This is a genomic window from Streptomyces sp. RK9 (genome assembly GCF_045070545.1).
Taxonomy (GTDB): domain Bacteria; phylum Actinomycetota; class Actinomycetes; order Streptomycetales; family Streptomycetaceae; genus Streptomyces; species Streptomyces alboflavus.
In genome coordinates, this window is the sequence record NZ_CP173704.1 from 2,464,272 (window position 1) to 2,477,572 (window position 13,301).

Consider the following 13,301-nt stretch of genomic DNA (forward strand, 5'->3'; position numbering starts at 1 on the left):
CGCGTTGACTTTCCGCGCGGCATCGTCCATATTTCTCCGCATGTCGATCCGTCACGCCTCCGTGAGCGCCGCCCTTGAGCTGGCGCTGTTCGGCGTGACCGCGCTCTGCGTGGCCGACATTCACTGTCGCTGACGCCCGCCCCCGGCGAGTGCGTCGCTTCTGCTTCGTTTTTCTCGGCTCTGCCGCATTTCTCCCCGTCGTGTGCCCGAACCGCCTTCGGCCGGTGCGCGCGGCGGGCCGCGGCAGGCCCGAAGCCGCGCTCGGCGCGCTTCGCCCTGGGTGGGCTCTCGCGAATCCTTGAATCTTTCTCTTTCGCTTTCCGAGAGGCACTCCGATGCGTCTGCGTCGTCCGCACCGTCAAAGGTCCGTCATATCCCGTCGCGTGGCAGTGGCGTCCGCCACCCTGGTCGTGCTGTCCGTCGGCGCCGCCGCCTGCGCGGGCCCGGACGACAAGAACGAGGCGGGCGGCGGCGGCAAGCCGCAACGGGGCGGCACGCTCACCGTCCTCAACAGCAACCCGCAGAGCGACTTCGACCCGGCGCGCCTCTACACCTCCGGCGGCGGCAACGTCCCGAGCCTCGTCTTTCGCACCCTGACCACCCGCAACCGCGAGGACGGCGCCGAGGGCACCAAGGTCGTCCCCGACCTCGCCGAGGGCCTCGGCAAGCCGAGCAAGAACGCCACCGTGTGGACGTACAAGATCAAGAAGGGGGTCAAGTTCGAGGACGGCACGCCCGTCACGACCAAGGACATCAAGTACGGCATCGAGCGCTCCTTCGCCGCCGAACTGTCCGGCGGCGCGCCCTTCCTGCGGGACTGGCTCATCGGCGGCGACAAGTACCAGGGCCCCTACAAGGATAAGAAGGGCCTGGACTCCGTCGAGACGCCGGACGACCAGACGATCGTCTTCCGCCTGAACAAGCCCGTCGGCGACTTCGACTACGTCGCCACGCAGACCTCGTTCGCGCCCGTCCCGAAGGCCAAGGACAAGGGCACCAAGTACGAGGAGCACCCGGTCTCGACCGGCCCCTACAAGGTCGTCAAGAACAGCGGCGACGGCGAGCGGCTCCAGCTGGAGCGCAACCCGCACTGGTCCGCCAAGACCGACGCCGAGCGCAAGGCCTACCCCGACAAGATCGACGTCCGCTCCGGCCTCAACTCGTCCGTCATCAACCAGCGGCTCTCCGCGAGCCAGGGCGCCGACGCCGCCGCGATCACCACCGACACCAACCTCGGGCCCGCCGAGCTCGCCAAGGTCACCGGCGACAAGAAGCTCGCCGCGCAGGTCGGCACCGGCCACTTCGGCTACACCAACTACCTCGCCTTCAACCCGAAGGTGAAGCCGTTCGACGACCCCAAGGTCCGCCAGGCCATCTCCTACGCCGTCGACCGCACCTCCGTCATCAACGCCGCCGGCGGCTCCTCGCTCGCCGAGCCCGCCACCACCTTCCTGCCGAACCAGGAATCCTTCGGATACACGAAGTTCGACCACTTCCCCGCGGGCGCCTCCGGCAACGCCGAGAAGGCCAAGGAGCTCCTGAAGCAGGCCGGTCACAAGGACGGCCTGACCATCACGCTCACGCACTCCAACGACAAGAACTTCGAGACCAGCCCCGAGATCGCCACCGCCCTCCAGGACGCCCTCAAGAAGGCCGGCATCACCGTCAAGCTCCAGGGCCTGGAGGACAACGACTACGAGGACAAGGTCCACGACGCCAAGGACGAGCCCGGCCTGTTCCTCGCCCACTGGGGTGCCGACTGGCCCTCCGGCGGCCCCTTCCTCGCCCCGATCTTCGACGGCCGCCAGATCGTCAAGGACGGCTACAACTTCAACTCCAGCTTCCTGAACGACAAGTCGGTCAACCAGGAGATCGACGAGATCAACAAGCTGACCGACCACGCCGCCGCCGCGAAGCGCTGGGGCGCCCTCGACAAGAAGATCGGCGCCAAGGCCCTGAACGTGCCGCTGTTCCACCCCGTCTACAAGCGCCTGTACGGCAAGGACGTCAAGAACGTCGTCATCAGTGACTGGACGGGCGTCCTCGACGTCTCCCAGGTCGCGGTCAAGTAGCACGGCACCGAAGCACGGATTCAGGTCAACCTGTCATGAGTGAGGCCCTGTTGGCCTCGGAGACCCCGGGGGCGGGTGCCACCACGGCACCCGCCCCCGCCTCCGGAGCCCGTCAGTTCTGGCGGCGGCTGCGCACGCAGCGCGCCGCCCTCGTCGCGGCGGCCGTCGTCGCGCTGCTCGTCCTGGTCGCGCTCGCCGCGCCCCTGCTCACCGCCCTGGAGGGCCAGGACCCCACCTCGTACCACCCCGGTCTGGTCGACTCCGCCCGCGGCGGTGTGCCCGTCGGCTCGTTCGGCGGGATGAGCGCCGACCACTGGCTCGGCGTCGAACCGCAGACCGGCCGCGACCTGTTCGCACGGCTCGTGTACGGCGCCCGGGTGTCCCTCGGCGTCGCCGTCGTCGCCACCGTCCTCCAGGTCGCCATCGGCGTCGCCGTCGGGCTCGCCAGCGGCCTCGGCGGGCGCTGGCTCGACCAGACGCTCAGCCGCGCCACCGACGTCATGGTGGCGCTGCCCCTGATGGTCCTCGCGCTCGCGCTGCTGGCCGTCGTGCCCACCAGCTTCCCGCGGCCCGTGCTCGTCGCGCTGGTCATCGGGTTCGTGGGCTGGGGCGGGATCGCGAAGATCGTGCGCGCCAAGGCCATCTCCCTGAAGTCCCTCGACCACGTGGCGGCGGCCCGGCTCAGCGGCTGGGGCGGCGTCCGGATCGCCCGCCGCGAGCTGCTGCCCGCGCTCGCCGCGCCCGTCATCACGTACGCGGCGCTGCTCGTCCCCGGCAACATCACCGTCGAGGCGGCCCTGTCCTTCCTCGGCGTCGGCGTGAAGCCGCCCACCGCCTCCTGGGGACAGATGCTGACCTCGGCCGACGTCTGGTACCAGGCGGCCCCGCAGTACCTGCTGCTGCCCGCCGCCGCGCTGTTCGTGACCGTGCTCGCGCTCACCGTCCTCGGCGACGGGGTGCGCACGGCCCTCGACCCGCGCGCCGCGTCCCGGCTGCGGATCGGCACCGGACGCAAGCGGGAGGGCGCATCGTGACCGCGACCCTCTCCGCCTCCGTGGCCACCAAGGCCCGTGGCTCGCTCGGCGGTCTGTTCGGCGGCGGCTTCACCGGCTTCGTCCTGCGCCGGGTCCTCGGCGCCGTCGTCACGCTCTTCGTGCTCTCGGTCGTCATCTACGCCGTCTTCTACGTGGCGCCCGGCGACGTCGCCCAGATCACCTGCGGCCCGCGCTGCTCGCCCGCCCAGGTGCAGCAGGTCTCGGACCAGCTGCGGCTCGACGACCCGCTGTACACGCGCTACCTGGACTTCCTGCGCGGCATCGTCGTCGGCCACGACTACTCCACCGGCACCGGCGTGCTGCACTGCGACGCGCCCTGCCTCGGCCTGTCGTACCAGACCGACCAGCAGGTCACCGAGCTGATCCTGAACAAGGTGCCCGTCACCGGTTCGCTCGCGCTCGGCGCGATGGTGCTGTGGCTGATCCTCGGCGTCGGCACCGGCGTGCTCTCCGCCTGGCGGCGCGGCCGTCTGACGGAGCGCGTCCTGACCGGCGTCACCCTCGCGGGCACGGCCACGCCCGTGTTCGTGATCGGCCTGCTCCTGATGATCGTGGTCTGCGGCCAGCTCCAGTGGCTGCCGTTCCCGCAGTACGTGCCGTTCACCGACGACCCGCAGCAGTGGGCGTGGAACCTGCTGCTGCCCTGGGTGTCGCTCGCGCTCATCGAGGCCGCCAAGTACGCCCGCCTCACCCGCGCCTCGATGCTGGAGACGCTCGCCGAGGACCATGTGCGCACCTTCCGCGCGTACGGCGTCAAGGAGCGGTCCATCGTCGGGCGGCACGCCCTGCGCGGCGCGCTCGCCCCCGTGATCGCGCTCAGCGCCAACGACTTCGGGTCGATGTTCGGCGGCGCGCTGCTCACCGAGACGCTGTTCGGCCTGCCCGGGCTCGGACGCGAACTCGTGCACGCGGTCCGGGTCGTCGACCTGCCGGTGGTCGTCGGCATGGTCATGGTCACCGGCTTCTTCGTGGTCCTCGCCAACGCCGTCGCGGATGTGCTGTACGCGGTGGCCGACCGACGGGTGGTGCTGTCATGAGCCCCGACCAGAGCCTCGTCCGCAGTCTTGTCCAAGTGGACGACCTGAGCGTCGAGTTCGGCGACGTGCGCGCCGTGGACGCGGTCTCCTTCACGTTGGAGCGCGGCGGCGCCCTAGGCCTCGTCGGCGAGTCGGGATCCGGCAAGTCGACCGTCGCGTCCGCGCTGCTCGGACTCCACCGGGACACGGGCGCCCGCGTCACGGGCTCCGTACGCGTCGGCGGCACCGACGTCGGCGCCGCCACGGACGCCGAACTGCGCAGGCTGCGCGGCCCGGTCGCCGCGATGGTCTTCCAGGACCCGCTGTCCTCCCTCGACCCGTACTACGCGGTCGGCGACCAGATCGCCGAGGTGTACCGGACGCACTCCAAGGCCTCCCGGCGCGCCGCCCGAGCCCGCGCCGTCGAGGTGCTCGACCGCGTCGGGATCCCCGACGCGCCGCGCCGCGCCCGGTCCAGGCCGCACGAGTTCAGCGGCGGCATGCGCCAGCGCGCCCTGATCGCCATGGCGCTCGCCTGCGAGCCCCAGCTGCTCATCGCCGACGAGCCGACGACCGCCCTGGACGTGACCGTGCAGGCGCAGATCCTCGACCTGCTGCACGGCCTGCGCGAGGAGACCGGCATGGGTCTGCTCCTGGTCACGCACGACGTCGGCGTCGCGGCGGAGAGCATCGACGACGTGCTCGTCATGCGGCACGGGCGCGTCGTCGAGAGCGGGGGCGTCGCCGATGTCCTGTCGGCGCCCCGGGAGACGTACACCCGGCAGCTCCTGAGCGCCGTGCCCCGTGTGGACGCCGTCCGCGAGGAGCGCTCCGCCGACCTGGGCGACGTGGTGGTCGAGGCCGACGGGCTGCGGCGGGAGTTCGGGCGCGGCAAGAAGGCCTTCGCGGCCGTCGACGGGGTGTCGCTCAGCGTGCGGCGCGGCGAGACGCTCGGCGTCGTCGGCGAGAGCGGCAGCGGCAAGACGACCCTCGGCCGGATGCTCGTCGGCCTCCTCGAACCGACGGCCGGGCAACTCCGCTACGGGGGTGCGGAGAAGCAGGCCAAGGGCGTCGTGCCGGGGGTGCAGATGGTGTTCCAGGACCCCGTCTCCTCGCTCAACCCGCGCCGCTCGGTCGGCGAGTCCGTCGCCGACCCGCTGCGGGCGCGGGGCGACCGCGACGAGGACGCGATCCGCACCCGCGTCCGCGACCTGATGACGCGTGTCGGCCTCGACCCCGCGCACTACGGCCGCTACCCGCACGAGTTCAGCGGCGGTCAGCGCCAGCGCGTCGGCATCGCCCGCGCCCTCGCCGCCGAGCCCCGCCTCATCGTGTGCGACGAACCGGTCTCCGCCCTGGACGTCACCACGCAGGCGCAGGTCACGGCGCTGCTCGCCGAACTCCAGCGGGAGCTGGGGCTCGCCCTCGTCTTCGTCGCGCACGACCTGGCGGTGGTCCGTCAGGTCAGCGACAAGGTCGCGGTGATGCGGCGCGGACGGATCGTCGAGTACGGCTCCGTGGACGAGGTGTACGGCGCGCCGCAGGACCCGTACACGCAGCAGCTCCTCGCGGCCGTGCCCGCGCTCGACCCGGCGGCCGCGCAGGAGCGGCGGGCGGCGCGTCGGCGCGTGGCGGCGGCCGCACGGGAGGCGCGCGCGGCGGGCACGGAGGGCGCAGAGAGCGCGGAGGGCGGCGAGGGCGGCGGCACCGGGAAGGAGCTGGCCGCAGCGTGACACACCGTGAGGATCTGCCGGGTGGATTCTGGTCTCTTGCGGCTTTTGCTGCGCTGTAAGCCAGTCGTACGTCCGCTATAGCGCGACGGAACGCGACCGGCGCGGGAAAGTTACGGCTCTTCACCCCTTTTGGTGGCGCGATGGACAACCGTCCGTCGCGCCACCGTCATGTCCGCATACGTTCGTCCCGCTGCGAGCCGCCGGTCCAACGGCGGCTCCCCATATGGGAGATCGGGGGTGCACGCGTGCGCATAGGACTGCTTACGGAGGGTGGTTATCCGTATGTGGACGGTGAGGCCAGGCTCTGGTGCGACCGGCTCGTGCGCGGGCTCGGGCAGCATGAGTTCGACGTGTACGCGCTGAGCCGGAGCGAGCGGCAGGAGGCGCGCGGATGGGTGGCGCTGCCGCCGCAGGTGCGACGGGTGCGGAGCGCTCCGCTGTGGGGGGCGGGGGGTTCGGCGGCCGGTGGTGCGGTGGGGGTCGAGGCCGGGGGCGGGTCGGGGGTCGGAGGGGGCTTCGGGGCCGGTGGTTCGGGGGCCGGGGTCGGTGGTGGCTCCGCGTTCGCGTTCGGTGGTTCCGGTTCCGGGTTCGGGTCCGGTTCGGGGTTCGGGTCCGGTTCGGGGTTCGGCTTCGGGTGGCGGGTGCGGCGGCGGTTCGCCGAGAGCTTCGGTGAGCTGGCGCGGGTGGTGTGCTCGGGAGCGGGTGCGGAGCCCGGAAGCGGGGCGGGAGCGGGGGAGCGGGACGGCTCCGGCCAGTTGGCGGACCGTTTCGGCAGTGCGTTGTACGCGCTCGCCGACCTTGCCCGTGACACGGGAGGCCTGGGCGGTGCCCTGCGCTCCGAGGCCGCTGTACGCGCCCTGGAGAGCGCCTGCCGCGCGCCGGGCGCACTGCGTGCCGCGCGCGCCGCCCGCGTACCGGACCTCCTCGCCGTCGTGGACCGCCTGGAGCGCGTGCTGCGCCCGCTGTCCCTCGACTGGTACGGGGACGACGAACTCGGCGCGGTCGACGTCTGCCACGCCACGGCGGGCGGCGGCGCCGCGCTGCCGGGGCTGCTGGCCAAGCACTTCGCGGGGGTGCCGCTCCTTGTCACCGAGTACGGGGTGCAGCTTCGGGCGCACTATTTGGCGGGTGCGGGTGCGGGTGCGGGTGCGGGTGCGGGTGCGGGTGCGGGATTTGGGGCCGGGGCGGGCTTTGGGGCCGGCGGTGGCGCCGGCGCGGCTGGCGGTGGGCGCGAGGTCGGTGGCGGTGGTGGTGGGGCCGGTGACGCGGGCCTCGCGGCGCCCGCCCGGGCCCTGCTCGCCTCCTTCCACGGCCGCCTCGCCGCCGAGGTGTACCGGCAGGCCGCCCTCATCACCCCCGGCAACGCGCACGCCCGCCGTTGGCAGGAACGGTGCGGCGCGGACCGCGCCAAGCTGCGCACGGTCTACCCCGGACTGCCCGCGGCCCGCTTCGGCGAGGTCGGCGAGCGGGAGGACCCGGGCGAGCCCGAGACCCTGATCTGGGTCGGCCGCGTCGAGCCGTCGAAGGACCTGATCTCGCTCCTGCACGCCTTCGCCGAGGTCCGCAAGGAGGAGCCCAAGGCGCGCCTGCGCATCGTCGGCGCCCTCGCGGACGGCCCCGAAGCGGCCGCGTACCTCGCGCACTGCCGCGCCCTCGCCGCGCAGCTCTTCCCCGACGAGGCGGACGGCGCGCACGCGGTCGGCGCCAACCCCGTGTCCTTCGAGGAGATCGGCGGCCCCGAGCTGCCCGACCTCCCGGACGCGTACGCGGCGGGCGGCGTGGTCGTCCTGTCCAGCGTCGTCGAGGGCTTCCCGATCAGCCTCATCGAGGCCATGCTCTGCGGCCGCGCGACCGTCTCGACGGACGTCGGCGCCGTGGTCGAGGTCATCGGCGGCACCGGACTCGTGGTGCCGCCGCGCAACCCGCGGGCGCTCGCGCAGGCGTGCGTGGCGCTCCTGCGCGACCCCGAGCGCCGTGCACGCCTGGGGGCGGCGGCGCGGGCACGGGCCCTGGAACTCTTCACCGTCGAGCAGAACCTCGCAGCATTTAACGGCATTTACCTGGAGATCGTCTCGCACTGCCCGGTCCGTCGCGAGGCCGTGAACGAGGCGGGCGAGCCCGTCCCGTTCGCACACCCCGCCGAGGCGTACGTGCCGGGGCGGTGGGCCGTCGGCGGCACGGCCGACACCGGGACGGGCCGGACGGGCGGTGCGGCCGGTGCGTCCGGCGCGCCCTGGCCGGGCGGGGCCTCCGGTGTGCCCGCGTCCGCCCCCGCGCCCGCGCCGAGCTGGGTCGCGGCACGGCAGCCCCGGCAAGCGCGACAACAGGGCGGCGGGCGGCCCGGGTTGGGCCTCGGGTTCAGGGAGGCGCTGTCATGACGGGGCGGCCGGAACGGTCGGTGGACGTGCCCCGGGCGCCCGGTGGCGCGGGGGGCTGGGACGCGCGGTCGGCGGAGCTGGCGGGTGGGACGGCGGAAGGCGCGGCGGCGGGTACGGGGGAGGGAGCGCCCGGATCGGTCGGCGGGGCGGCTCCTGCGCCGAGCCTCGCAGCGGCTCCCGTGCAGGGCCTCGTACCGGCTCCCGTGCAGGGCCTCGTACCGGCTCCCGTACGGAGCCCCGTACCGGCTCCCGTGCAGAGCCCTGCACCGGCTCCCGTGCAGAGCCCTGCACCGACTCCCGTACGGGATCCCGTAGTGGCCCCCCTGCGGAATCCCGCACCGACCCCCGCACAGGCCCCTGTCTCGACCCCTGTACACGATCCCGCTCCGACCCCCACAGCCCCCACAGCCCCCGCACAACCGCCCGCGACCACCCCCCGCCGCGGCCCCGCCGACCCGGTGAAGGCGCTGATGCACCGTCACCGCGACCTGTGCGAGCGCGCCGTGGACCCGCTGGAGATCGCAGCGGGCCTGGAGGCGCACGGGGTGACCGACCGGACGGCCGCGCGGTTCCGGCACCGGGACGTGTTCGCGCTCGCGGAGGAGATGTACGCGCGCGTGCCGCAGGACAGCGCGGAGTGGGACGACCTCGCCGGTGACACCCACGCGGTCCGCGCCGACACCACTGCTCAAGTACCGCCCGGGTGGGCCGTGTTCGCGCTGCTCCCCGGCGCGGCCTGCGCCCTCGCCGTCGCCGGGCTCGGCCTGGTCGAGGGCCGCCCGCGCCTCGCCGTGATGCTCGGCGGCGCCCTCGCCGTGGCCGCGGCCGCGGGCATCGCCCTGCGGTACGGACCGTTGCGCGCCGCCCTCCCCGCCACCCGGCCCACGCACATGTGGGTGTGCTGGCTCCTCGCGTACGCCCTGCTCGGCGACGGACTCCTGCGGGCGGCCGTGTCCGGCGGACCCGACGGGCCCTGGGCGCCGTCGGCCGCCGCGGCCCTCGTCCTCGCGGGCGCCGTCGCCCCCGGCACGTGGTGCGCGCGGCTCTTCGCGGTACGGGCGGGCGGCAGGCTCGGCGCGAGCCGCGGCCTCGCCGAATTCGCCGCCTCCGTACGCCCGTTGCTGATCGTCGTCTTCGCGCTGTACCTGGGCGCGGCCGGCGCGCTGATCACCGGCGTGCGCACGCTGCCCGTGCCGGGCCCGGGCACGGCACTGTCGGCGGCCGGGGCCGGTGCGCTGGCCGCGCTGCTGTGGCTCGGCCGGATGCTGCGCGCCCACGGCTCGCGGCGCGCGCCCGCCCTCGTGTACGCGACGGTCGGCGCGGCCCAGGCCGCGGCGGTGGCCCTGCTGTTCGCGGGCCGCCTGCCGGGCTGCGGATTCCTGGCGGCGCCCGTGGAGGGCCTGGTCGACGCGGCGGGGACGGGGGCGCTCGCCGCCCTCACCTGCGCCACGGGTGCCGTGGTGCTCCTGGTGCGCGCGGTCCGGGTCCTCGGGCGGGCCTCCGCCCACGCGGCGGCGGAGGGGGCCCGATGAGCGGCCCGGCGCGGGCCGACGCGGCCGCGGCGGCCGTCCCTCACGGGGACCGCGCCGGGCGGCGGCGCCCGCACGCGCCCCTCCTGCGCGGCCAGCGCCATCAGCGCCGTCACCCCCACCGGACCCCGTGGCCACACCAAGGCCACCAGCCCCACCGCCCCCGCCCCGGCCCTCAAGCCAACGCGGCGCGGTCGATCAGCTCGACCAGATCAGCCCGGTCGGCCGACTCGACCCGCCCCGCCCGGTCGACCGACTCGGCCGACTCGACCGGCTCGACCCACCCGGCCCCCGCAGCCCCGGCCCACCCCGCCCGATCGACCCACCCGGCCCCCGCAGCCCCGGCCCACCCCGCCCGATCGGCGCACCCGGTCCCCGAAGCCCGCCCGTACCGCGAGACCACGAACCTCCCCGCACTCGGCAACACCCCGAAGGAGAAACCCAGATGACCACCCCCACCTTCCGAGCGTCCGTCCCGGGAGCCGTCCGATGAGGGTGCTGCTGATCGGAGCCAACGGATACCTCGGCCGTTTCGTCGCCGACCGGCTGCTCGCCGACCCCGCCGTACAGCTCACCGCGCTCGGCCGGGGCGACGACTCGGACGTACGGTTCGACCTCGCCAGCGGCAGCCCCGGCGCGCTCACCCGCTTCCTGGACGCCGTGCACCCGGGCGTCGTCATCAACTGCGCCGGCGCGACCCGCGGCGGCGCCCGCGAACTCACCCGGCACAACACCGTCGCCGTCGCCACCGTCTGCGAGGCCCTGCGCCGCAGCGGCTGCGGCGCCCGCCTGGTGCAGCTCGGCTGCGGCGCCGAATACGGCCCCAGCCAGCCGGGATCGTCCACGGCCGAGGACGCCGTGCCACGCCCCGGCGGGCCGTACGGCGTCAGCAAGCTCGCCGCCACCGAACTCGTCCTCGGCTCCGGCCTCGACGCCGTCGTCCTGCGCGTGTTCTCACCCGCAGGACCCGGCACCCCCGCGGGCTCACCGCTCGGCCGCCTCGCCGAGGCCATGCGGCGCGCCATGCAGTCCGGCGACGGCGAGCTCAAACTCGGCGGACTCGGCGTCCAACGGGACTTCATCGACGTACGCGACATCGCCCGCGCCGTGCACGCCGCCTCCCTCTCCGCCGCCCAGGGCATCGTCAACATCGGCTCCGGGCGGGCCGTGCGGCTGCGGGACGCGGCCGCCGTCCTCGCCCGCGTCGCCGGATACGGCGGCGCCCTGCACGAACTCGACCAGCCCTCCGTCCGGCCCGTCATCGGCCACCCCCGCGCCGATCCCGACCACGCGGGCCCGACCGCGTACCCCTACCCCGACGGCTGCGGCAGCTGGCAGCAGGCCGACGTGCGCACCGCGCGCGACCGGCTCGGCTGGCGGCCCCGCATCAACCTCGAAGAGTCCCTGGCCGACATCTGGATGGAGGCGGCATGCCGCATCTGAGCAGCACGGCCACCGGCGTCGCCCAGACCGACGTAGCCGTCGGATTCGGCGTCCCCGGCTTCGCCCACCCCCTGCTCGCGCCCACCGAATGGGCCGAACTCACCCGACCCGACACCCCTTTGCACTGGGTTGTCCTGAATATCGACAATGGTCCGGGCGACCGGCCCGACCCGCACTGCCTGGACGCCGCGGGACGGCTGCGGAACGCCGGAGTCCGCGTCCTCGGCCGGCTCGATGTGACCTACGGTGCACGCGGCTTCGGCGAGCTGGTCTCCGACGCCCACCGCTACCTCGACTGGTACCTCGTCGACGGCTTCTTCCTCGGCCGCTGCCCCACCGAACGCACCGCGCTCCCCGAGGTCGCGCGCACGGTCACCACCCTGCGCGCCCTGCTCCGGGACGGGTCCGACGACGGCCACATCGTCTTCGGCCACGGCACCCACCCGTACCCCGGATACGCCGACGCCGCCGACCAGTTGGTGACCTTCGCCGGGCCCTGGAGCGACTACCGCTGGTCCCAGGCCGCGGAGTGGACCGCCGACCACCCGCCCGAACGCTTCTGCCACCTCGTCCACGGCATGCCGGGCGGCCACCTCGACGAGGCCCTGCGCGTCGCCCGCTGGCAGGGCGCCTCGACGATCTACTTCACCGACCGCACCGACACCGGCCCGGCCGGAGACCCCTGGGAGTCGCTGCCCGGTTACTGGGACGAGATCGTCTCGCGGGTCGGACCAGGTGTCTCGGAATGAAGATGGCCATGGCAGTGTTACCAGGAGAACTGATGTCCCCCAGCCCGGCCGCGGCGGGGCCGGGGGACCCCGATCGCACTTCCGACCAACGGAGTCCCCGTGTCGCTGCCACCCCTGGTCGAGCCAGCATCTGAGCTCACCGTCGACGAGGTCCGCAGGTACTCCCGCCACCTGATCATCCCCGACGTCGGGATGGACGGGCAGAAGCGGCTGAAGAACGCCAAGGTGCTCTGTGTGGGCGCCGGCGGCCTCGGGTCACCGGCGCTGATGTACCTCGCGGCGGCGGGCGTCGGCACCCTCGGCATCGTGGAGTTCGACGAGGTCGACGAGTCGAACCTGCAGCGTCAGATCATCCACAGCCAGGCCGACATCGGCCGCTCCAAGGCCGAGTCCGCGAAGGACTCCGTCCTCGGCATCAACCCGTACGTGAACGTGATCCTCCACGAAGAGCGGCTCGAGGCCGAGAACGTGATGGACATCTTCAGCCAGTACGACCTGATCGTCGACGGCACGGACAACTTCGCCACGCGTTACCTGGTCAACGACGCGTGCGTGCTGCTCAACAAGCCCTACGTCTGGGGCTCGATCTACCGCTTCGACGGCCAGGCCTCGGTCTTCTGGTCCGAGCACGGCCCCTGCTACCGCTGCCTCTACCCGGAGCCCCCGCCCCCCGGCATGGTCCCGTCCTGCGCCGAGGGCGGCGTGCTCGGCGTGCTCTGCGCCTCCATCGGCTCCATCCAGGTCAACGAGGCCATCAAGCTCCTCGCGGGCATCGGCGAGCCGCTCGTGGGCCGCCTGATGATCTACGACGCCCTGGAGATGCAGTACCGCCAGGTCAAGGTCCGCAAGGACCCGAACTGCGCGGTCTGCGGCGAGAACCCCACCGTCACCGAGCTCATCGACTACGAGGCCTTCTGCGGCGTCGTCTCCGAGGAGGCCCAGGAGGCGGCGGCGGGATCGACGATCACTCCCAAGCAGCTCAAGGAGTGGATCGACGCCGACGAGAAGATCGAGATCATCGACGTCCGCGAGCCGAACGAGTACGAGATCGTCTCCATCCCGGGCGCCAAGCTGATCCCGAAGAACGAGTTCCTCATGGGCACCGCCCTGGAGACGCTGCCCCAGGACAAGAAGATCGTCCTGCATTGCAAGACAGGTGTCCGCAGTGCGGAAGTCCTCGCCGTGCTGAAGTCCGCGGGCTTCGCGGACGCGGTGCACGTCGGCGGCGGCGTGATCGGCTGGGTCAACCAGATCGAGCCCGAGAAGCCGGTGTACTAGCCGGTCCGAGCCGTTCTCCCGGCCCCGCTCACCCTCCGGTGGGCGGGG

10 protein-coding genes are annotated in these 13,301 nt (G+C 73.4%); all 10 read left to right on the forward strand.

The annotated features are described in order from the left end of the window. The first annotated feature begins 40 nt into the window (after positions 1-40). The 10 genes from AB6L24_RS31235 to moeZ all read left to right on the forward strand — a co-directional run bounded on the left by AB6L24_RS31235 (position 41) and on the right by moeZ (position 13,253). Positions 41-133, forward strand: a complete 93-nt coding sequence (locus tag AB6L24_RS31235; protein WP_335756093.1) for an Ms4533A family Cys-rich leader peptide — start codon at positions 41-43, stop codon at positions 131-133. 202 nt (positions 134-335) lie between these two features. Beyond that, the gene (locus AB6L24_RS31240) at positions 336-2,072 is read left to right on the forward strand and encodes an ABC transporter substrate-binding protein (protein ID WP_405660834.1); all 1,737 of its coding nucleotides are present in this window, start codon (positions 336-338) and stop codon (positions 2,070-2,072) included. 35 nt (positions 2,073-2,107) lie between these two features. Continuing rightward, a complete protein-coding gene (locus tag AB6L24_RS31245) occupies positions 2,108-3,106 on the forward strand; it encodes an ABC transporter permease (protein ID WP_405660836.1) in 999 nt (332 codons plus the stop codon). Between the two features lie 53 nt (positions 3,107-3,159). Next, positions 3,160-4,164, forward strand: a complete 1,005-nt coding sequence (locus AB6L24_RS31250; RefSeq protein WP_405663466.1) for an ABC transporter permease — start codon at positions 3,160-3,162, stop codon at positions 4,162-4,164. Then, entirely contained in the window at positions 4,161-5,876 is a 1,716-nt protein-coding gene (locus tag AB6L24_RS31255) for a dipeptide ABC transporter ATP-binding protein (protein ID WP_405660838.1), read from the forward strand. The genes AB6L24_RS31250 and AB6L24_RS31255 overlap by 4 nt, the downstream gene beginning before the upstream one ends. Before the next feature lie 245 nt (positions 5,877-6,121). Continuing rightward, a complete protein-coding gene (locus tag AB6L24_RS31260) occupies positions 6,122-8,254 on the forward strand; it encodes a glycosyltransferase (protein ID WP_405660841.1) in 2,133 nt (710 codons plus the stop codon). Positions 8,255-8,724: 470 nt separating this feature from the next. Next, positions 8,725-9,786 (forward strand): hypothetical protein, encoded by a 1,062-nt coding sequence (locus AB6L24_RS31265; RefSeq protein ID WP_405660843.1) that lies wholly within the window; start codon positions 8,725-8,727, stop codon positions 9,784-9,786. 486 nt (positions 9,787-10,272) lie between these two features. Then, positions 10,273-11,226, forward strand: a complete 954-nt coding sequence (locus tag AB6L24_RS31270; protein WP_380857565.1) for an NAD-dependent epimerase/dehydratase family protein — start codon at positions 10,273-10,275, stop codon at positions 11,224-11,226. Beyond that, complete coding sequence (locus AB6L24_RS31275) at positions 11,214-11,975, forward strand: spherulation-specific family 4 protein (RefSeq protein WP_405660846.1); 762 nt, start codon at positions 11,214-11,216, stop codon at positions 11,973-11,975. Before AB6L24_RS31270 ends, AB6L24_RS31275 begins: the two co-directional genes overlap by 13 nt. Positions 11,976-12,074: 99 nt before the next feature. Beyond that, positions 12,075-13,253, forward strand: coding sequence for an adenylyltransferase/sulfurtransferase MoeZ (gene moeZ, locus AB6L24_RS31280; protein ID WP_087885769.1), 1,179 nt, complete (start codon positions 12,075-12,077; stop codon positions 13,251-13,253). Positions 13,254-13,301: the final 48 nt, after the last annotated feature.

What these genes read in the sequence shown, in the direction of transcription:
- AB6L24_RS31235 (WP_335756093.1), top strand. Translation starts at nt 41, where the DNA reads ATGTCGATCCGTCACGCCTCCGTGAGCGCCGCCCTTGAGCTGGCGCTG.
- AB6L24_RS31240 (WP_405660834.1), top strand. Translation starts at nt 336, where the DNA reads ATGCGTCTGCGTCGTCCGCACCGTCAAAGGTCCGTCATATCCCGTCGC.
- AB6L24_RS31245 (WP_405660836.1), top strand. Translation starts at nt 2,108, where the DNA reads ATGAGTGAGGCCCTGTTGGCCTCGGAGACCCCGGGGGCGGGTGCCACC.
- AB6L24_RS31255 (WP_405660838.1), top strand. Translation starts at nt 4,161, where the DNA reads ATGAGCCCCGACCAGAGCCTCGTCCGCAGTCTTGTCCAAGTGGACGAC.
- AB6L24_RS31265 (WP_405660843.1), top strand. Translation starts at nt 8,725, where the DNA reads ATGCACCGTCACCGCGACCTGTGCGAGCGCGCCGTGGACCCGCTGGAG.
- AB6L24_RS31270 (WP_380857565.1), top strand. Translation starts at nt 10,273, where the DNA reads ATGAGGGTGCTGCTGATCGGAGCCAACGGATACCTCGGCCGTTTCGTC.
- AB6L24_RS31275 (WP_405660846.1), top strand. Translation starts at nt 11,214, where the DNA reads ATGCCGCATCTGAGCAGCACGGCCACCGGCGTCGCCCAGACCGACGTA.